This is a genomic window from Vibrio ponticus (genome assembly GCF_009938225.1).
GTDB lineage: Bacteria > Pseudomonadota > Gammaproteobacteria > Enterobacterales > Vibrionaceae > Vibrio > Vibrio ponticus.
The window spans coordinates 773,933-795,858 of the sequence record NZ_AP019657.1 but is presented as its reverse complement, the minus strand read 5'-3'; the positions used below and the strand labels follow the sequence as shown (position 1 = coordinate 795,858).

Annotated in this window: 12 protein-coding genes; all 12 read right to left on the bottom strand. The window is 41.8% G+C overall.

Translation table 11 applies throughout. The annotated features are described in order from the left end of the window. Window positions 1-8 precede the first annotated feature (8 nt). Complete coding sequence (locus GZN30_RS03530) at window positions 9-1,715, bottom strand: class I SAM-dependent methyltransferase (RefSeq protein ID WP_075652314.1); 1,707 nt, start codon at window positions 1,713-1,715, stop codon at window positions 9-11. Between the two features lie 184 nt (window positions 1,716-1,899). Further along, window positions 1,900-3,114 carry a hypothetical protein gene (locus GZN30_RS03525; protein WP_075652313.1) on the bottom strand — a complete coding sequence of 405 codons (1,215 nt, stop codon included), beginning with the start codon at window positions 3,112-3,114 and terminating at the stop codon, window positions 1,900-1,902. Further along, window positions 3,098-3,661, bottom strand: a complete 564-nt coding sequence (dpdK, locus tag GZN30_RS03520; protein WP_075652312.1) for a phospholipase D-like domain-containing protein DpdK — start codon at window positions 3,659-3,661, stop codon at window positions 3,098-3,100. The genes GZN30_RS03525 and dpdK overlap by 17 nt, the downstream gene beginning before the upstream one ends. Continuing rightward, window positions 3,658-8,091 (bottom strand): protein DpdJ, encoded by a 4,434-nt coding sequence (gene dpdJ, locus GZN30_RS03515; RefSeq protein ID WP_075652311.1) that lies wholly within the window; start codon window positions 8,089-8,091, stop codon window positions 3,658-3,660. The genes dpdK and dpdJ overlap by 4 nt, the downstream gene beginning before the upstream one ends. Then, entirely contained in the window at window positions 8,091-8,825 is a 735-nt protein-coding gene (dpdI, locus tag GZN30_RS03510) for a protein DpdI (protein WP_075652310.1), read from the bottom strand. The genes dpdJ and dpdI overlap by 1 nt, the downstream gene beginning before the upstream one ends. A gap of 293 nt (window positions 8,826-9,118) precedes the next feature. Then, a protein-coding gene (locus GZN30_RS03505) for an IS3 family transposase (protein WP_408646770.1) occupies window positions 9,119-10,653 on the bottom strand; the annotation gives its coding sequence in 2 pieces (ribosomal slippage) (window positions 9,119-10,200 and window positions 10,200-10,653; 1,536 coding nt in all). A 10-nt stretch (window positions 10,654-10,663) separates the two neighbouring features. Continuing rightward, window positions 10,664-13,675, bottom strand: coding sequence for a protein DpdH (gene dpdH / locus GZN30_RS03500; protein WP_075651004.1), 3,012 nt, complete (start codon window positions 13,673-13,675; stop codon window positions 10,664-10,666). Beyond that, window positions 13,672-14,694: a protein DpdG gene (gene dpdG / locus GZN30_RS03495; RefSeq protein WP_075651006.1), complete on the bottom strand. Its 1,023-nt coding sequence runs from the start codon at window positions 14,692-14,694 to the stop codon at window positions 13,672-13,674. The genes dpdH and dpdG overlap by 4 nt, the downstream gene beginning before the upstream one ends. A gap of 2 nt (window positions 14,695-14,696) precedes the next feature. Beyond that, complete coding sequence (gene dpdF, locus GZN30_RS03490) at window positions 14,697-17,108, bottom strand: protein DpdF (protein WP_075651008.1); 2,412 nt, start codon at window positions 17,106-17,108, stop codon at window positions 14,697-14,699. A gap of 2 nt (window positions 17,109-17,110) precedes the next feature. Then, window positions 17,111-20,200 (bottom strand): protein DpdE, encoded by a 3,090-nt coding sequence (gene dpdE, locus GZN30_RS03485; protein ID WP_075651010.1) that lies wholly within the window; start codon window positions 20,198-20,200, stop codon window positions 17,111-17,113. Window positions 20,201-20,629: 429 nt separating this feature from the next. After that, window positions 20,630-21,244, bottom strand: a complete 615-nt coding sequence (gene folE, locus GZN30_RS03480; RefSeq protein ID WP_075651012.1) for a GTP cyclohydrolase I FolE — start codon at window positions 21,242-21,244, stop codon at window positions 20,630-20,632. Between the two features lie 4 nt (window positions 21,245-21,248). Beyond that, window positions 21,249-21,920, bottom strand: coding sequence for a 7-cyano-7-deazaguanine synthase QueC (gene queC / locus GZN30_RS03475; RefSeq protein WP_075651014.1), 672 nt, complete (start codon window positions 21,918-21,920; stop codon window positions 21,249-21,251). Between the last annotated feature and the right edge of the window lie 6 nt (window positions 21,921-21,926).

The window sequence follows — 21,926 nt, the reverse complement described above, 5'->3', positions numbered from 1 at the left end:
TCTTCACACTACCATTCAGAGACTAATAGACGGCTTTTTACGCCTATTATTTGTAACCCCATCGCCTCGAAAACCTCTGCAAAGTCATTACACTGAGCTGACAAGTTAGGCAGAGAAAACTGAGCTTCTGTAAAAAAGCGCTGTTGATGCTCATCACTGCCCCACGCTATCTGCCACCAATCTAGGATTCGCTGTCGTGATTCTGATAGACGCTTAGCCGTGGGCACGCGGTCACTTTTACTTTGATTTTCACTCGATGAAGTGGGTAAAAGGTTCCACTTGTCATTATTTGGCCAGTAAGCAAAAGGCAAGCAATGGTCAACGTCATACTTCCCTTTAAGCGCGGCATTGCTCCAAACGTTGGGAATTTTGACCCCCTCCACTCTCAGCTCTTCCACACGTTTGCGCACATCGCGCGTATCACGGGTCGAATCAATCCAAACCAAGCATTCATGATAAGTTTGCAAGGCGATATTTCGGCTGCGATTGAGCTCAAAACGTTGCATCTCACGAACCCACTGGTTGACCACCAGCGGTTCGATCCAAGAGTTATAGAGCCTAAAGCAATCCCACAGCTTCTCATCGAGAATAAACTGACCATACCCAGCAAAAAATTCGCCATCCAAGATGATAGAACCTGAGTGTGCTCTGCGTTTACCTGCCGGCTGTATCTCAAATAGTTTGTTGGATTTGTCACCTTGATAGATAAAGGTAACCGGTCCGACTTTGATGGTATTCAGTGTGTGGGTAAATAATTTTTGTATCGCCGCCGCTTCTTCTCCCATAAAAAGGGAACCAATAGAGAAATCATCGGCAGCGAGGTGCTTTAGCTTGTTCCATCCATCCTCTTTTACAAAACCTAGTCCCTTACTCGTATTCGAATTTTGTTGAATACCAGCGCCCTCGATATCAACATCAATAAGGCGCTTAAACTGCCGAATCCAATACAGTGCGACAAGCCCCGCCGAAATCGCCACCCTGCCATCACTGCGATCAAGTACCGCACCTGGGTGTACATCAGCAATACGCAGTAAAGTTCGCAGTAGTGCTAGTTTGTACGTTGCAGATTTACTGTCATTAACGATAACCCGACGAACAGTATTTAGATTGCCAGAACCATCATCCGGTAGACTGAAGACAACAGTCTGCCATGAGACGCTTGTCCTATTGAGGTTATCTGCACTCTCAGAGACCAATTGCACTTGCAAAGCATGCTCGCTGGCCAACTTTTCCAATTCTTCAACCGAAACAGGGTAGCTTTGACGCCCATCGGTAAACTCGCCATGACGGAGGCTTATCACGAGCTTGCCGTTGGCAGACAATAGATTTGAGAGTTTACGAAATGCCCTAGCACGCACTGAAGGCGCTAAATGCATCCATACCGCACTCACCAAGATGAGGTCAAAGCGCATACCAAGGTTATTGACGTTTTTAAGCGCCGGTAATGAGTCATTCAACCATGTGACATCAGGACCGGTATTGTGCTTGCCTATTTGACGCAGCGCATCACTTGGTTCAACGGCAACAACCTCACAACTTTGCTCACTCATCCATTTCGCATCACGGCCCGACCCCGCACCAATATCTAATACACTGGCACCAGATTGTGGCCAATAACGCTTCCATGATTGATGCACAGACTCAAAGTCGAGACCATCATATTGCTTCGCCAGTTCAGTTGCATTTTTGTCGTAAAAAGAAGATGTTAAAACCATAAGCCATGCCGTATACCAATCTAAGCCGATGATATACGTGTTCGAATGTAATGGCGATAAAGTAGTAAAAAAGTATTAAGTTATGTGCGAGTTGTCATATTGGGCATGAACTTCAGTATGTGGAAAACAAAAAGCCCCAGCGTTTCGACTAGGGCTTGGATCACGACCGAGTCAATCTATTAAATCAACTACTTAGCCTCATAAATGCTAAGGCACTTTCTTCTAATTTAGACCACAAACGATAGTATAAACAATCCTGTTTAAGCTTTATCTTTAGAGATAGAGGAGCATTCTCTAGCCATTCATAAATCTGCTTCACCTCACGTTCATTACATGTTTGCGCATAATTAAGTACAAATAATATAGACTCTTGGTCATGAACCTGTGAGGTTAAATCTAACTTAGTATCAATATGTATCGGTAGAGCATTGACACTGGTATCTTGTTTAACGAGTGTATTCAACCATACTTCGTCTAGGTGAGGTTTGGCTTTATCAAATCCCTGCTCTATCTTAAATAAATGAACCAACACTGACCATAATTTCCACTGTTTCTCACCTTCGAATAACGGTGGCTTGGTAAAAATGGGTAAAAACTCAATGGCTCTTTCATACATTGAAGGCCAGTCTAACTCGAACGAATTTATCCCTTTATCGCTTGCGGTAGACAGAGAAATAACAGCGTGCATGATAGCTACACTGACACCACTCGAAATAACCTGAGCTGATACATTTCTTTGACGAGCAAACTCAATGATCTGTTCCCATTTCTCTTCTGCCTCAAGCAACATGAACTTCAACGTATCTTTGTTGCGGCGCTCAATGTCTTCACTGCTCGCAATCAAATCATAGTACTCAACCATCGATGCATGATCATTATTTTCGTATGCATCAATGAAGCCTTTCGCCAGCATCCCAATTGGTTTTGAGGTCTTACTATTTATCACTGGCGAACTCAGATAGCGAGCAATCAACCTGTTCAACCTCTCTTGACTCTGCTTCATCGCTTCTGGCAAAAACATGCGGTATTTGGCTTGCTCCATACCTACATTCTCACGTCTCCAAACTGTAACCTTGAGAAATCCATGTGGCCAATGCTGAAGTAATACTCCTTCAAAGTCATATTCTGCTGTTTTACAAGGGCGTGCAAACTGACAGTAATAGCGGGGTAAAGCGCAATTTAACCAATCTTTGGTATGCTCCATTAACTCTTCACTATCACACAGTATATAAAAACTTGGTGATGAACCTTGAGGGTAGCCGACCATATATTTGATCGCACTGCCACTTTCCAGTTGAGTCTGTGCATTGTTCACTTTTTCATGCCATTGACTGTTAGGGGTGATCTTATTCTCACCATTGAAAAAGCCTTGTAATATTTGATTAGAATAACCAGTCATCATCTTCCTCCTCATCTACCGTTGCAACAAGGTTGGAGAAGTACAAATCTTCATACGTGTTTTTCTTTTCTGCAATCGCACTCGGGTTAGTGGTGTAGGTAATTCCTTCGAAATTGATACTTGCACCAAAAAAGGTAAAGTTCATCGAACCACGTATCAAACATGAATCCGTGAGCAAACCCTTTTCGTGTAGGTCTTTATGTTCAGCGACCACAAATCGGCTCGGATAGTTCTTTAACGCTTGCTCTAACAAATATATTTTGTCTCTGTTTTCACGAATGGCTAATTTCAGCGTCGCACCTGCTTCAACACAATTTTGCAACAATTCAAAAAAATGAATTTGGCGGTGTCCCCAAGCAGGGTTTATCGAATCAAAATTGCCAGATGTATTATCTAAAACAGGAAAATCAGAAATCCATGGGCTTAATATATAGATCTCTCCAGGGTTTAAAGCCTCGCCCACTAATATAGAGGTGAGAAGATCTTTGACATGGGCTCGACCTATCGCTTCTTTTGTCTCAATAGAGCGCTCTGTTTGAATCATCATTGGAGGATATCCCTCACTTCAACCGTGATATGCATTGCTGATAAACGAGCTTGAACTTTCGTTATCCGCGGATAGAACATCATCTTATTGTATTCAATCATGCTAACATTTAACTCACAGAGCACAGATTTTACTTGTGACCTATCCCCACCGTTAAACACCAAGATACACTTACCTGATAATTTTAACTCAGCTGACAGTTTGTCACGCCAAGTTCCTATAGTATCGAAATCGACCAGAACATCTTTCGCAGTGATAATTTGAGTTAACAGAAGGCGTTCGGTCTTATTTTTATCTGCGCTAAACTGGTTATAAAAACCTAACTCTTGCTCTCGGATCATTGCACCACGCTGCCATAATTGAGACTGGATACGGTTTTTATTGCTATAAATATCGCTATGCGTACCTCCTAGGTTACGAGATGCAAGATAAGCCACAATATGCAATGGAATCTCGATATCTACACACGCCTCGTAATTACTCCATTCCTCGAGCAAATCTACAAGACATTGATCCGTCGAAGAATTAGCACCTTTTTTCAGGATGCGAGAATAAAGCACACTATTCCAAGCATGTGAAGGTAAGATACCTAATCGAGAGATCTGCAACTTCAGCGCTTTTGTCGCTTGTGAACGGTCATCTAAACTATTCGCTGAACGAATATTATTTACACCCTGCTGCAACACTTGATTTTGAGATAACTCTAACAAGAAATGCTGTAGATCAAAGTTTACCTGCTCATACTCGCCAGTCTCATACGCATGACTTAGATAACCCAACGTACGAAGTGGATCTTCCCGATATACCTCTCTGAACTTAGTGATATAACCAATCCCACCGACTTCGTTTTCATTCAACCAGATGTTTAATTTATCCCCTTCCCAACTATGATCGATATTAAATGACTGCTCCGAGACATCAGATACCAACTTCAAGAACATCGCATTAATACCCCCGCACAAAGTCTGCCCTAGAACCTTTTTGCCCCACTCAAAATAGCGCTCCGATTGCCCGTAACAAGGATCAAGATCAAGTGCACACCTAACTGCGCTCATGTTGGAATCACTTTCAAAATAGTCTGATAGGCGCTGATGTAAACCTTGCTCTTCATCCCCAACCTCTGTGCTACGGCGTTGGAACATACCATTCACCACCTCAAGCAACAATTGTTTACCAGTAGGTGAACAAAGAACTTCAAAGGCATCATTCAGTGCTAATTTTCTTTCATGACAAATTACAAACAATGCCGACATAACACATTCAAATATCCAGTTCGCCAAGAAGTACTCATGTTCGAACTGGTCTGAATTTAGAAAAGTGTCATGTAAATACTGATAATAAAGACCTTTCTGGTTATCGTTATGCGAGAGCAACTTTTGAATTTTCTCCTCAGAAAACTCAAAACTAAATTTCGCACTATCGACCCACAATTTAGTCCCTATAGCAACTTGCGCATTTTTCTGTTGCCATTGAAAAAATATGTTTGCTGGGTCTAGACCTTTTTGAGCAAATGGAATATTTGCTTTTGCTCCTGTACAAAATCGAATCAATTCTACTGACGTGGAGTGGTCATGTGTAAAAAAGTCGATAGACTTCAACACTTCAAACCATTCGCTATTTTTCGGTACCGGTGTCAAATTACTGTTCGAAGGCTCACGAATATCAAAGTGCCACTGAAGAACACTACTGCTTTTATTAGTAAGCGTTTTGTTCATCGCTCGCGTGGTTTTAACGAACCTAGGCTGATAAACTGCTATTTGGTTACCATCAAACTCGACATAATCTTGCAACACTTGCTTGCTTACATCACCGAAAGCATCTTCAATATCAAACCCTAAAATGTCTTTCTGGCCTGGCGTGGGTTCGAAATTTACAGGTACTAACCAGTCCGGTACATTCAACGCCCTAACCGTGTAACGTTTAGACATTCGCCCCGGAGCAAACTCCTTAAGAGTCTGAAAGAAAGCCATGTTTTCTCGTTTATAGCATTCTTCATTCTTAGTCGAGCGATCCAGTACAACCGATAGACCTTGAGTGTTGAGTCCAGAAAACAACTGAGATGCAATGTATTTAGGCATTGGTCCTGAATTACCATCGCCAATTCCCTGCCAATACTGACCTCTTGCTCCCCAACTATATGCGAGATTTTGTTCAAGCTCAGGAAGAAAAGACATCATTATTGAACGAGGTGGAGCCCACATAACCACTTTAACTTGCTCATCGTTCAGCCCCAGCGTATTTTTTATGTGGTTGGTTAATTGCGCTATCTTTGAAGGGTTGTCCAACAATTCACTCACTGCGCGATGTAAATTCTCGAGCCTTTCTGCATTTTTCTGCGGGTCTTTCAATGCGCTCCAAATATTTAACCATTTTAGCTGATGGTCATTTTTAACAAACCACTCCAAGGTAGCAAGAGAGGCGTGCATCTTATGGATATGCGAATTTTCTACCGGCAACTTAGTGGTACTGACTTTAGGGTCAATGAGTTGCTCATACTGCTGAAAGGCAATCCTATCTCGGCCAAAATCAGACAAAATAGTATACATCCAAGGTCGCATACCGCGTCGACGCCCAGCTCGTCCCTTACGCTGTAGATAAGATGCTACATTTCTTGGCGCTTTATGTTGAATTACAGCACCTACTGTAGGATCGTTATAGCCAACTTCTAATGAAGCGGTTGCAACAACCACATTTGCACCTTGGTTAACACCACTATCCTGACTTGATGTGCGCTCAACAATGTTAGCTTGTTCAAGATTGTGACCAATACCCTCAGTAGCAGACCAGTCTTGCCCAAGTTGACGCTTAAGCGCTCGTGAGCAATTCGTATTGTCAGAAGAACGTAAATAAGCTAACGGCTTTTCATTTCTTAAGCTCGGCCGTAATTGTCCAAAAAAGTCTTGCTTACCTTCTGCATCCAAATAATCGTTGTAAAGACGGTTAATAACATCAAGATCATCGGTAAACACAAAAGCCTTTTGACCAAATACATCGTCCGATATATTTCTCTTTACACCGACATGGGTATCCAGCATGCGACTTCCAAGCATCGTAGCCTGAATCGTTGCAGAAAGAAGACCTGTTTGAGAGGCAGGGTCTCCACGAAGTGCTAATAGATATTCAGCACCTTCTTCCTCAATCTCTCGCTCAAATGACTCAACCAATTCGGTATTTTGGGGCAAGGTGCCAGTAAGATCTGCAAAGAAGTTCTTTGCATCAGCAAGCGTTGCAGATAAACCAACAAAATGGGGGTTAATACCGCTAAATGACATCCAGCGTTTCAATAGAAATGAAGTTTGCGCTCCGGTACTGCCTTCATAAGTGTGCACCTCATCAAGCAAAACCAAAGGTATAGCAATGTTACTGTCGTTTACACCAAAAAGCTGATTGAAATTCTTGTCACTAAGACGCTGGTTCAACATTTCTGTTGTTGTAAAAAGGATATCAGGGGGATTTTTTTGAGCACCTTCTCGTGTGGTGATGACTTCCTCGGAAGAAAGAGTCGCATGACAGCTCGAGCAAACCACCTGTTTTGATTGCTTATTGAACTTTAGGATGCCACCACAATCGTGTTTTGGGCAAACCATTGGCCCAAATACCGCACCATCATCTGCATAACACTCAGATAACGTATCACCATAAAACGTGCCAATGGTGATTTTTCGCTTACCTTTGGATTCTAAGAAATCATCCAACTTACGTGCTTCTCGATAGGTTTCCGAAAACTGGTCTTTCAGAAGTTCTTTACGAGGATAAATCGCAAGAATGCGTACTCGTCGATCATCATCATTAATTAAATCGGCTGCCAGTTTAGTCATCGCAGGTAGGTAAAAAGAGAGTGTTTTACCGCTACCAGTGCCGGCACAAACAATCGTCGCGCTAGGATGATAAGCCCTTTTACGTCTATGCTGCTCATATTTTGTAAGGATGCGCTCTGTCGAGCGCACCTGAAAACCTGACAACTGAAACCAGTCGTCTCCTTTTTTCAATAAATTACTAAGAATGGCTTTCTCATTCGATGACTGGAATAGATTCTTTCGCTCCCATTGAGTAATTAGCGTTTGTGCATCGTTATCTCGCTTTGGATATTGGCGCGGTCGTTTTAGAAAACGAAAGTCCGATATTAGCGGTTTAGCGTCTTCAATTTCTTGTTTAGAGAACCACTGGCGAGACAACACTTGCAAGCGCACCGTCTCTGCCATTCGTGTTCGATAGCCATCATTATCAATCGAAAAGATAAAACAACGCTCTATAAGAGCGTCAAAATAATCGTTCACATGATAGTCAGAAACCCCGACATCTTTAAGGCTAGACTCAATCTCCGCGCGGGTAGAGAAAACTTCAACGTCCCCCCAAGCCAATAACTCAGATTCTTTGTCTTCTATTTTATCTAATGCTTCAATGAGCTTATCTTTATCGATCGTGGTCATTATCTTTGTTTTACCATCAATGTATCGAGTTTATTGTTCTTTTCTAACCAATCCATAACTTCTGGTGTCAGCATGGATACGAGCGCAACAGCACCGGCGTTGTTCAACGCATCAAAAAGCTTCTTTACACCTTCCGGCAACGCTTCCGTATTCATTTGCGATTTGAGTTCCGCACACTGTTTCGCAAACTGTTGAATTCTAGCTAACTGCCCTTGATCAAAAGTAAAGCCATCCATTTGGCTATCAAAATCCCTTTTCCTATCTATATACTTTTTATACAAATCAACATTGCGATGGACGGACTTCTGCTGCTCCAGAATCACGTCATTTACGTTTGCTAGGCTTTTTTGCTCTTTCGCCCACTCTTGCCAAATAACCTGGTGATTCTCAGAGAATAAGCTAGCAGTCGTGCTAACAGCCTGCGTCATTTCATAAAGAGTGTTTGCTTCATCAGCCAAACTTTGGGCTTCAATCGCTCCCCATAGGGATTTAAATGCCACATATCGTTCTCTAGCCGTTTCTAGCGATAACTCTCCGCCCTCACAATAGAGATCAACCCCATCAATCAACTTAAGGCACTCTAATTTCTTAGCCTCTTCTTCAATTCGGCTAGAGGGGTTAGCAATGCGCGTAGAGATCGTCTTAAGTGCGCTCATCTGGTCTTCCAAGTTCGCACTGTTATGGTAATACCCAATTTGCTCGTTCAGTTCTTCTATTTGGCGTTTAAGACTCATGCGCAACTCCTAAAATTTGTAAAGACTTTTCTACACATGAAAGACGATCATTTATCACTTTTTTGTAGGTCTCGATTTGGCTAACGCCATTCTTAGCGTTAAATTCTCTAATGTTTTTATCTACTTTTGGAGATATTGCTTTCCAGTCATTTAGCACTTTTACCCAAAGATCTAGTTCGACTCCGTTGATTTTATTCAGTAATTTCACAGGATCGTCTTGAGTTAGGTTTAGAGCAATTGCTGATTTAGGGGTCCGGCGTTTTTCAAGGTTGTTGTCATCATTCGCTTAGTTATTAAGCGGCTTCTCTTTCTGGATTTAGATGAACCTCACCAACGGGTTCACAGTTCCTAATTTTGCCTGACCAACGCGCAGGGTGTCGTTTTCTTGCTATCGACAATACATCAGAACGACGCCTTAAAATCTCGCTATCTTTACCACTGTGACGCTCTGATGGCGTAACGTAATTTAACTTACTGTGCTTGTGCTCGGTGTTGTACCAACGCACGAACGCCTCAACCCAACTACGACTTGCATCGAGTTGTTCAAAGCCTTTTGTTGGCCAGCTAGGCATGTACTTCACTGTGCGGAACAGCGACTCAACATACGGGTTATCATCACTGACTCTCGGGCGACTGTATGATGAAGTAATACCAAGCTCATCCATTTTCGCTCTGAACGTCAGTGACTTCATTGGCGCACCATTGTCCGAGTGAAGTACCAGTGACTGATTAAAGCACTGCTCGCGCATCAGCGTCCGCTGTAATAACTGTGATGCTAACTCACCGCATTCACATTCATAAACATCGTAACCAACGATTTTTCGGCTATAAATATCTTCAATCACGTAGAGATAATAGTGCTGACCGCGAACCCTAGATGGCAAGTAAGTAATGTCCCATGTGTACACTTGATTGGGACCTGTTGCCGTATAACTTGTTGGCTTAGCCTGCCTTTGTCGACTTCGCTGACGACCTCGGGGATGAAGTTGACCTTCCGCTTTCAAAACCCGATAGTAGCTCGACTCCGAAGCGATATACTCACCATTATCAAGCAACGTCGGAACAATTTGAGTTGGTGGTAAACTCGCGTATTCAGGGCGGTTGCACACCTCGATAATCGCATCACGTTCTTGCTGTGAGAGTTTGTTAGCAGGCGCAGGTCTGGTGCATGTCGGTCTTTTGTCTGCCCTTATTTCACCTTGCTGATACCAGCGTCGATACGTCCTCAAGTCGATTTGAACCTCATGGCAAGCGTACTCCAATCGGCAACCACTTTGCTGAGCGTCGTGGATAAGAGTGACCAAGTAGTGCCTTTCATCGGTTGAGGTTAATCTTCCTCTGGCTCTTCCCCGTAAAAGGCTCTCAGCTTTTTTCGCAGAACCAAGAGTGCTGCGGTTTCAGCTAACGCTTTTTCTTTAAAGCGTAACTCTTTTTTCAGCTCTTTAATTTCAAGCTTGTCAGCTTTAGCTTGTTTCTTGGCTTCAGCCTCACGCTCTTTAACAGACATAAACCCTTGCATACACTCACTTCGCCAATCTTGCACTTGTTCAGGGAACAAGCCTTTCTCGCGACAATACTGACTGAGTTCATTCTCCGTCATCGAGTAGGTTTCAGCGACAATGGCGAGTTTAGTTTGAGCAGACCACTGCTCTGATGAAGTATTACTATTTGGCACAGCGGCTCCTGAACGTCTAAGTTGCTGCCGCCAATGATACAGGGTTGCTGGGCTAATACCTTCCTCTTTTGCTACTTGGCTTACAGACATTGAATAAGGAGGTAGTAGCTTCTTCAATATGGCTTCTTTTCTTTCTGTTGGAATGCGATTCAAAACTCACTCATTACCACCCAAACTGGTTAAATTTTAACAGTGACAACAATCCTGCCAGAGGGGGGGTCTGAGAGGTCACTATTTCACCCAATTGCTTAACTCTCAAGCGCACGGTTTTTACACTCACTTCATAATCAGGCATCATCTCTGCTGGAATGTTTTTATAACTGATGTCCAGTAGTTCTAATAATTCTCGAAGTTGTTCTTTCGTTTCTGAACCTTCCAAGTACTCTCTTAATGAAGTACTAGATGCCTTTACTTCTTGCATGACAGCGACTAGTTCACTGGTCGACCTAACGACTTTGTCTCTGTTACGAAATGCATTAGCGAACGTAACTGGATGTATCGCGTTGTTTGTACCAATTAACATGGTGTTTAACCACTTGGTTCGCAATTCATCCCACTCTATCAGCCATTTATCGAATACAGCTTTATGTTGTGGATTGATTGCCGGTGGCAGTTCACTTTTAATCTGGCTCGACGTTTTTACTAACTGATTTAGGGCCTTGTCGATACCTGATAACTCAAACCCCATGCTATTTGCTAACGCGGCATGATTGCTAATTGGAGTGTGTGCCGTTTGCTTTGCTAACTCCATACATCTTGCCATAGCGACCGGTACCCATTTCTGCGCAAACTGCATGTATAGTGCGTAGTCTTCCAGTCCTTGATCGTATGACCAACCAGGTCTTTGAATGTTTTTATCATTATTATCTATTTTATTTTCAAATGCATAGCGCATAATAGCTATCATTTGCTTCTTTAACAGCAAGGCATCAAGAGAAGACGATAACTCTTTATCACCAAAAGCGTTCACTTTCGAATTTTGAGGGTTTGATCTAGAACCTGGTAAATAGATTAAGGTTAACGCACCTTGCTTAAAAAACGCGTTCAATAGACTCTGGTTTTTTCCGCCCCATACGTTGTTTGTATTTACCGAATAGTCAGCGAACCCTTTCTGTTGTTCAAGCATTTGGAAAAGTGCTAGTCGCAATGCATTACTAGGTTTTTGCTCTAACGCTGATTTTCCCGAGAACCATGCATTCACTATTTCAACAACTTCATCGTCATGTAGATTTACTTTTGATGTTCCTTGTGAACCTGAGGTTTTCGAGTCATCTTGTTTACGCTTCTTGTCTTCAGTGCTAGACGGTTTCATCCCAATATCTTCAAGCCTACCAGGGTTCGGTTTGAATACTGCTTGACCTGTCGCTTCTAGGGAAATTTCTTCAGGCAACAATGAAGCATCTAGACCAAAGGCTAGAGCCTGTCGTTTAGAGACTTGTTTGAAACAATCTTCACTTGTAGCAGCGTCCGAGTACAAAGACATAAAGCCAATCAGACGCCTTACCATACCTTTGTCCTGGATGTTTCGGTCAACTATCATAGCCGTTTCATCATTACGAAACTCACTAAGTTGCTCTTCAAACCAAGCACTTGGGTAACCATTTTGAATAAAACGTTCTCTATGATCGCGGAGAATAGCCAATAATACTTCTTGGATCACTACCCGAGGATTGAATCGAGTTCGGTTTCCTTTAAAAACATGCTTCTTAGCTAACTTTGTAATTGCTTGCTTGTTGTATGGAAACAGAGGAATTCCATTTTCTCCAGAACTGTCAGAGGATATGGAGACGTTAGAATAACCAAAGTCATCCAACGTCTTTTGCTCTGATTCTTCTAGGTCAGTACTCCAGGTTATTAACCCTGCCTCAATCTCTTTAACATTAATCAACCCGTCAAGTGCGTCAACACCGTGACGGGCAGCATTTAAGTAGCGTGCACAAAAATCAACGACATCCTCGGATGTAAACTTAAGTTCCGGGAAGTTCTCAACATCGAAATCCGTTGGCAGTCGCCACTCAAAACGACCTCGAGTCCAAATTGTATTTCGGTGACTCTTGTAACTCTCTAGATCATCTGTTGTTGCAATCACGGACTTCATAGGACAGAGTACTTGTACTCCGTCATCTATATCCTGCTCCAAAAGACTTTCTATCAGCACATCATCGATGGATGAAATCGCTGCAAGGTCTTCAACTAGCACTACCAAAGTTCTGTTTTGCTTCAATAGATACTTTCGGATCTCTTTGAATAAATCTTGGAAGTTACCCGTGCTAAACTGAAATAGGCGATTGAACATTAACTTACAAGCTCGTTCAATAGCCTTATTTGTCATCTCTGCGGCCATTTGACGCTTGGCCCCATCTGGTGCTTCTAATTGGAGATTAGCATAGGCTCTACGTGCTCTAGCGCCCAATTGCGTTGAGACCTCGTCGCCACTGGTGAATTTGAAATCGTCGGCAACAACTTGAAAATTATCTTCTAAAAGTTCCGCATAAGACTTAATTTCAATCAATCGTGAAACCCGGGCACTAACCGCTGAATCTTTGCCAGAAAATTTTGCTTTAATATGTGGGTCATCAAAAAAGTGCTGGAGTTCACTCGCAAATGACATTTCTGCCATAAACTCTCGCCCTTTTTCTTGAGTCATTTTTCCTTCAGACTGGAGCGCTTGATGCTGTTTTTGCAGCCTAGCAGGGACTTCTCGAAACGCTTCGACAATATGTGCGAACATTAGGCTTGTGGTTGTGTCACGGTCTAGGGAATTGGCGACTTTACCTATTTGATCGCGCGCATTGTCAAATATATCGCCTTCCAAGTCGCGAAGTAGAATCTCTAGTACTTGAGATAAACTCGCATTCTTTGGAATCCTAATAATATGCCACTTCTCTTGCTCTGCTTTAGGATGATTGTTAGCAACAGCGTTCAACCAACGTATCAAGTGAGACTTACCGCTACCAGATTCTCCGACTAAGGGAATAATATTATTATGAGCTAACAGTTGTTCCAGCAATTCCTGCTGAGTTTTAGCAAGTATTTCTTCTGAGCCGTAAGAAGTCACAACTAACTTCATTGGGTGATGTACTGCAAGAAGCAACTTATCACTCAATCGTTCGGCTTCGCTCAGAATGCAGGTTTCAATATTTTTGAAGCTTGGCCAATATGCTTGGATACTCATTTTTGTTCCGCTCTATTAAATCTGATGTTCGTAACTTCCGTGATCGTCGCCTTCGGCAACGTCAATTCAAAACGCTGACTACTGTCTGACCGAGCTTCTAGACGAAGAACATTCATCGCCTCCAAACGAATAAGGGCAAGGCTAATAGATGAAGAAAGTCGAATACTGCCAACACGTGATACGAGTTCTGGTCTGTTGGTATTGAGATATCTCTGAGCCGAATCCTGTTGCGGATTGGAAAGTTCAGTTTGATATGATCCAGTATCGAAGATCGGCAAAATACGGTTTAATTGGTCAAGAAACTCTTGAAGAGACATTTCACTTTCGGACTCAAAAATACTGTCCAAGTGCCACTGTATAAACCTCGTCGGATCTGGAATGTAGGTGTCTTTACCTACGATCTCTAAAAATCCGAGCATGTGTCCGTAATTAATTACCCCAGCAGACTCATTACTTCTGTTGTAAGTAATTTTTGCTGCTTGAGGAGTCACACTACTAACCATCAATTCATAAGCTTCAGATACTGTGAACGGCTTGTTTTTTACAAATGTTAACTCTTCTTGATACAGGAAAAAGCACATCGCCAATACAAACAACGAAAAGTCTTTAGATAGGTCGTCATCTTTGACGTAATCATATAATGAGATAATTAACTCGCCATCTCTAATATACTGTTTAGAGATAACATCGATAATACGCTTGGGCAGGTTGGAAGAATTACAGAGAGGACTAATTGCAGAATATGCTTTTCCCTCTTCTGACGTAGATACCTCCCAAAGCCCATATTTACCCCAAAAGGATAAAGATTCTCGCATCTTTTTATGGGCATTTTCATTAAGTTTAAGATCACCATCAGAATCCTGCTTTAAATAAAGAGCATCAGGCATCGTTGAACTGAGTAGTTTTGATTCTAATATTGTTGCTTCACTTTTTTTTGACTTTATGTTGTTCAACAGTTCATCTATTAATTGTAGCGTCGGTATATGACTACCTGGGTGTGCGTTGTTAATAATTGCCATAATTATAAATTTGCCAAAGTGGTTATATTCTTAATGTTGTTGCTCGACTCCCACCATTTTCTGTGGTCGTTCAGCGGATCTTTTAATTCGGAGTTTCCAAAATAATAATTAGGAAATTTTTCCATAAAGGTGATTGGCACCTTTAATATTGAATTCATGTCGGTTTCATTCTGTACGATGAATTTCCTGTGCTCATACAACATTTGATCATTATATTCGTATTGACTAAATGGGATATGGAACCAAACCTTATTAGCAAAGTTATCTAAATAAGGTTTTGCTAACTGTAAAAAATGTTCGCTACAAACAAGGGTTGTCACCTCTTCCCTGATTACTTTGTGTTTAAATACACTAATCAAACGTTCGACAAAGCCTGATGTCGGTTCGAAATAAAACTGATAAAGATTGTTCGAGTCACAGGTAGGTTGAGATACAGTGAAAACATCGCCCACTAAGGTCTTGTCTCTCGTCCTTCCGTTCTCTACATCGCTTCGACCACATACTTTCAATGGAATAAAGTTATCTAGCGTAAAGCTTTCTTGCAAAACTTCGCCTAGAGGATTTTTATCAGTGATCCAATCAAGCAATAACTCTCCACGCTTGTTGAGAACTTTGTTTTCTTGAGCACGGTGTGCATTAACCAACTCTTCCCATGTATCCTTGATTACGTGCCTATCATGGGTCACTTCTACCATTACTTTATTGGTAAAATCAGACCAAAATTCATCCCAACACTCTTCATTATCCGGGACTAACGTGGCGTCTGGGTAGCACAAACGCAGCAAACCTGCACGTTGCATCAGTAACAGCGTTTTCCAGTTCCATGTTGCGTTAGCATCAGAGTTTCTTTCTATATGACTTGCCTGAGTATTTACCTTAATCTCAAATAAGTTATCACCGACTTCAAAACGCTGTTTCCACATTGAGTTCCAACGTTCAAAACCCAGTTCAATACCAATTGTATTACTGCGACTGCGATTGGTAAGTTGGCCGCTGTGATAAATCACTTCACAGTACGAAGCTTTTCCATCTCGACCACTTCGACCTATTTCTTGATAATAGCCATCAATATTTTGGCTCAAGCCAGCATGAATTATTGTTCGTACGTCACCTTTATCCATACCAACGCCGAAAGCTGTCGTTGCTACAATAATATCTAAGTTGTTGGCATCCCATTTTTCAATGATATCCGAGCGTTGAGTGTCTCTCGTATCTCCAGTAAACAAGCAAACTCTATTGACGCCTTTTGCCGATAGTTGCTGAAAGATATCTGTACATTCTTGCTTAGTAGATGCATACACAATCAAAGGCTTTGGGGAGCCAATTACCTTTTTAACCACCGTTGATATGTAGTCTTCCTTTTTAACTATTTGCTTTAAGCAAATAGGTTCCGGGCGTAAGAAAGCACCGTTGATCAAAGTCGGTCGGTTGTGAGTAACGCCGAACAACGCTCGGATAGTAGCAAGAGACTGATTGGTAAATGTTGCGGACAGAAAAACTTTCCTAAAACAACCACCTTTCTTTTTTAGCGCCTCTAATAATGCACCTAGTTTTTGAAACTCTGGTCTAAAATCATCTCCCCAAGTGTCAATTAGGTGAGCCTCATCAAACACAACATTCTTTAATATTTTAGACTCAGCCGCTTTAAACAGAGTTGGCAGAATCCCACTCACCATAGATTCCGGCGACACAAACAACACACGTTGCTTTCCGGACAAAATATCCGACTTTATCTGAGCTTTCGTATCTTTACTCAACTCTCCTCGCCATGCGTACTCAGCACAGGGTTGGTAACCCATTCGAGATATCGATGCTTTCATACGTTTAGCTTGATCCAGTGCCAACGCAGTGGTTGGTATCACTACAATGGTGAGTTCATCCGCGCAACTCAACCCGGTAAGCGTTTCAGTGACCAGAGTTTTTCCACACCCCGTTGGCAAATTAACGATGACTGTAGCATCAGGCTTTGAAGCAAGCGTCAAACGCACCGCCTCACGCTGCGCAGGCGTTGTATAAGTGTCAAACGGCAGGTTTAGTTTGTCTAAAATAGGATCATGTGGTGGTTGCTCGGAATAACGCTTTACCACCTGTTTATAAACAGGATCAGCATAGGCATCTATAGCACCCGGTTCCAAAGCTACTGAATCACAAATTGGATCGAATTTTAAGCCAGCACTAATTCCAGCGGCCAACTCCTCTTGAGTTGGTCTTTTGCCAAGTCTCAAGCGCGCACTATCTAGATCTTCTTCTGTTGCCAGTAAATCTTTGGTTAAATACCAGAACTCTGTCAGTGTTAATTCCGGAGAATCCAATGCTTGTATAAAACGGTTCTTGAATTGAGAATCAAAAAAGAACTCAGCCTCTGACTTAAGGTTTTCTAACATGTAATTTGGATAAAATTCACAGAATTTCATAGCTAAGAACCAATCAACAATACATACTTCAAAGTCAGCAACTTCGCTTTAGAAACAACATCCACAAATTCACTTTGTTGTTCAAACTTCTCGATAGCAAGTGCCTTACTTTTCACGAGCACTAAATCTAGTGCACTAATAAACCGATCCTTACTCACTAGCGACTCAATGAGTTGCCATAGATCCGTATTAGAGTCATCAGCTTGGATAGTGATATTGGTGTCCTGATATGGAACCTGATTGCCCCCAATTTCAACTCGTCCATTTTTAGTACTGTACGCACCTCTTACTAGAGTCGCCATATTTGGTGGAATGAGATCACCACTTTCCCCAAACACCTCCTGAAAAACAACAGGTGGAAATATGGCGTCAACAGTGATTTGCTCAGATGTAGAACCTGCCTCTCCTTCTACCAACCATTGTGGTACAAAACACAATTTCGGCTCCTGGTTGAAAGGGAGCTTACGTATAATTGCGCTACAGTTGCCTAGTGGTGATAGTAAAGATGCCTCGGCTATTGCATCAACAAAAGGTTGCCCATATCGCAATGGGTAACTGCCATTCCTCACACTGTTCACTCGTGAAAGAGACAATTCTTGAGTCACTGGCGATGAGTAATCTGATGCTTCAATATCAAGACCAACAATACATTTGTCGATTAACGTTGACGATCGCATTTTGGTTAAACCTGACGCATATTTAAAACGATAAAGGTCTTGGGTTTCACCGCGAAGCTTTTGGAATAAAATACCTTGCGTGATCCACTCAGTAAGTGCAGAAGACTCTTCAAAGTTCTCGTCATCTTGCCGCATTTCTGCTAATAGTTTTTCTGCCTTTTCAGCATCGGTATCTACTGTTGCAAGCTTAGCGATAATATCTAAGTGCTCATACGTCTGCTTTGTCTTATCTTTTAGCTTTACTTGAGCATCTTCAAATGCAAGGTAACCCTCTTCCCAAACCGCTGGCCACACTTCTTGGTTTAGCAATGTATCGATTTCATCTTGAATATTGGCACGATAGTGAGAAAAACAACCGACTCCCATCGTCAACGCTTGGAGCCACTTACTGTACAGTGTGGGTCTCTGCGTCGATAGAATCATAGTATCGATAGGATGCACTCCGGTCGACAGTGCACTGTATCGATTCAAGCGACCATTGCGCTGCTCAATGCGGCTAATCTCCATTGGCATACTGTAATGTATCGCTAGACGACGCTGTCCCTGGAGGTTCAAACCATCTTCACCTTTTTCATCACAAACCAAAACTCTTACTCCGCTATCGGTAACAAAGTCTGGCGTTTTACCTTGTTGATGACGTTCCACGCCGGTTGAAATGTTGTCAACAAGGAACTGATACACATTGTCGGCAGTTAAACAATCTCCGCAAAAAATGACCGCCTTACCGTCAGGCATATCCTCCAACCATTTTGTTAGCGCAAAGACTGTTGCTTTGTTTTTGCTTAATTGCTCACGATCGGATTGCTCTAGCATATACTGCCAGTAAGAAAGTTCATCGCTGGTAGAAGTCACGGTTTTCAGATAGCGGTCAACTTCTGATTTGAAAGAAATTGGACTAGTTAGCAATGCTTCAACTAACTGCTTAAACTGCGAGATGTTCAATTGCTTAAACGTATCATTGCCCACCATTTCAGAGCGATACTGCTCAAAATGCTCGTCTAGGTAAGCTTCATTGTTTGGTGCATTCCATATAACCGTTTGGACAGGATTTAGGCCAGGGAACAGGTTTTCAATTTCATTAGCGTCATTATCTAATAGACCTGTTGATCTCGAGGTACGAATCATTCTGTAACTAAACAAGCACTTATTATTCAAATAAGACGACAGTTCACCGATGAGACGATCTCGTAACTCAAGGTCTTTTTCCAGCGCAAACATGTTAACCTGAGGAAGCAACGCTTCTGCCATTTCGTCTACGTTAGGATCACCAATCTCCAAATCCAATAAGTCATTGAGTGACGTATAAAGAAGAAAGTCTTCATTCTCAGGTACAAAGATACGGCTTAACTCACGAATTCGATCTTGAATCGGCAATAACTTATTGAACAGTTCAATCGTTCTATCAGTCAATGGAAAGTCATCGCCATTCAATAAGTGCAGCAATGCCAAATAAGCCGAATCGTGCCCAGCCATCGGTGTCCCCGTAAGCAACAGAGTCACGCCTGAATGATTGGCGAGTTTGGAAATTGCAACGAACAGTTCTTTCTCTAACCAATTTCCGTTAAATGGATAGCTTGATATTTGATGAGCTTCATCAATAACCACCATCGTTGGCTCAAATGTGTACGTCAGCGCCTGGGTGTAGGTCAAAATATGAACATTTGGATCTGCATTATCTTCATCTGTATTGAGTAACGATCCGAGATGGAAACGATCTGACAGTTCTCGCTCCCATTGTTGAGTCAATGCGTCTGGGACCAATATAAGTACCTTTGATTCTCGGCCTCGTTCCAATACATGCTGCCGAATGATAAAACCAGCTTCGATCGTTTTGCCCAAACCCACCTCATCACAAAGCAAGTATTTCTTTTCTGAGTCTTTGAGTACCTCATAAACAGCCGCAAGTTGGTGTTTTTCTAACTCAACCGAGCTTGATAGTAACGCCGAAATTGAACGACAAGAGCGTCGCTGAGAAAAGTATTCTTGATAGAAATTCGCTAATGCATTACAAAGAAAAGGAGATGAAGTACCTTGCCCTTTTAGAAATTCTCCAACAACGAATTCTTTAGCAGGATAAGCATTCGGAATGAATAAATCACCGAAATCATAGACACCTTTCACCTCTCGAGAAAAAGAGATGAGTGCTTGCTCATTTGGTCTTTCCCCTTGGTAGTGCCCCATTTTCCACGAATGAGAACCCGGGAACTGCACAAACACCTCGGTATTAAGGCCAAGAGAAGTCACTGCACGTAACTCACTCGCTGGCACATCAATGGTGCTGTCCAAAGGACGGAGTGGTGACGCAAAAAAACCAATTGTCGCAGATTGATCTTGAGCGTTAATAGAAACAATTTTACCAATACCACGAAAGGCGGTAGGACTCTTTACCAATGCCCCAACTCTCACCGACGACATGAATACCTCAAACTAAACAGCGAAACTAAATGACTATTCTTATCACACATCACAACAAATAAGCACCTAGTTACTTATAAATTACATAAAAACATCGTAAAAACTTAATAAAGGTCACTAAGGACCCACTCGTAATTTTCTTCAAAAGATACTGTTATTGGAAAAACCAACTCCGCAAGGAACTCTAAATATTTAATGGTCCTAACCCGGTATAACATACGAGAATTATATAAAAAATGCGTTACGATAAGCGACTTACAATAAATGTAATTGGTATAAACCCCATAGAGATGCCATCAATAACTATCTAATGTACATCGTCATCCTAAGACAACAGACGACAAAAAATGTCGCCTCCTTAATCCTGACAATAAAAAATCCTCACTATGAGGATTTTTCATTGGAACCGAGACTAACTTCAGTATTGCCTTACTTCTTAAATTTACCACCAGATTTTACTGTTGTTGTAGAACTTGTCGTGTCCCTGATACCTCGACTCTTTACGCAATAATGAGTGGCTTCAAGTTTAACGTAAACATCTTCAACCTCTAGCAGGGTTTTAAGGGCTACAAAAATCTGAGAAGTTAATCGCTCTTGAACCTGAGGTCTCTGAGAGAAAAAGCGAACCAAACGATTGATTTTTGACAAACCAATCACCTTATCATTAGGTATATAGCCGACAGTTGCCATTCCATCAATAGTCACCAAATGATGCTCACAAGTGCTAGTAAAAGAGATATCTTTCACTACGATTTCCTCATCAATAGCCATCTTGTTATCAATTGTTGTTATCTTAGGAAAGTTCTCATAACTCAAGCCTGAGAAAATCTCTTCAATGTACATTTTTGCGACACGTTTGGGCGTATCAGCAAGGCTATCATCATGTAAATCTAATGATAGTGCACTAAGTATATCTCTGGTCGCATTCTCAATGATTTCAAATCTATCTTTTGAGCTTAAGTCATTGTCAAACATCGGCGTTTCAAGTCCATTTTCTAGTAACGCTTGACGGACCATTTGCGCTTCTGGGCTAATTGCATTCATGGAGTTACACTGTTCCCAAATAGTGTTCTTTATTTTTTTCGTAAGCATCTAAGCCTTCACTTCTTAATTTGCATGAAGGACAATCACCGCAACCACTGCCAATAACCCCATTGTAACAAGTTAATGTTTTGTTCTTCACAAACTCTAGATGCTCGTATTTATCCGCTAAAGCCCAAGTTTGCGCCTTATCTATCCACATTAAAGGGGTTACTAGTGATAATCCATATTCCATACCTTGCTGCAACGCATTTTCCATTGCTTTAACAAATGAATTGCGACAATCCGGGTAGCCAGAAAAATCGGTTTCACAAACACCAGTAATGACTGAAACTGCACCTATTTGATAAGCATAAATACCAGCTAGAGTTAAAAACAAAATATTGCGCCCAGGGACAAACGAATTTGGCAGACCGTTGCTCTGAAGCTCATGAGAAACGGGAATATCATCTCGAGTAAGGGAACTAATAGCTAACTCATTGAGCAGTGATACATCTAATACCTTATGAGCTTTCACTCCTAACTCTTTAGCAATCGTTTTTGCGACTTCAATTTCAAGTTTATGTCTTTGCCCATAATCAAAAGTAATAGCATGGACTTCATCATATTCTTTCATTGCCTTAATCAAACATGTGGTTGAATCTTGTCCACCACTAAAAACAACGACAGCTTTTTTCATAAGGTA

Bases quoted from the DNA above. Each gene is read 5' to 3' on its own strand.
- dpdJ (WP_075652311.1), bottom strand. From the start codon at position 8,091: ATGACCACGATCGATAAAGATAAGCTCATTGAAGCATTAGATAAAATA.
- dpdH (WP_075651004.1), bottom strand. From the start codon at position 13,675: ATGAGTATCCAAGCATATTGGCCAAGCTTCAAAAATATTGAAACCTGC.
- GZN30_RS03530 (WP_075652314.1), bottom strand. From the start codon at position 1,715: ATGGTTTTAACATCTTCTTTTTACGACAAAAATGCAACTGAACTGGCG.
- dpdF (WP_075651008.1), bottom strand. From the start codon at position 17,108: ATGAAATTCTGTGAATTTTATCCAAATTACATGTTAGAAAACCTTAAG.
- folE (WP_075651012.1), bottom strand. From the start codon at position 21,244: ATGAATGCAATTAGCCCAGAAGCGCAAATGGTCCGTCAAGCGTTACTA.
- queC (WP_075651014.1), bottom strand. From the start codon at position 21,920: ATGAAAAAAGCTGTCGTTGTTTTTAGTGGTGGACAAGATTCAACCACA.
- dpdE (WP_075651010.1), bottom strand. From the start codon at position 20,200: ATGTCGTCGGTGAGAGTTGGGGCATTGGTAAAGAGTCCTACCGCCTTT.
- dpdK (WP_075652312.1), bottom strand. From the start codon at position 3,661: ATGATGATTCAAACAGAGCGCTCTATTGAGACAAAAGAAGCGATAGGT.
- GZN30_RS03525 (WP_075652313.1), bottom strand. From the start codon at position 3,114: ATGACTGGTTATTCTAATCAAATATTACAAGGCTTTTTCAATGGTGAG.
- dpdI (WP_075652310.1), bottom strand. From the start codon at position 8,825: ATGAGTCTTAAACGCCAAATAGAAGAACTGAACGAGCAAATTGGGTAT.
- dpdG (WP_075651006.1), bottom strand. From the start codon at position 14,694: ATGGCAATTATTAACAACGCACACCCAGGTAGTCATATACCGACGCTA.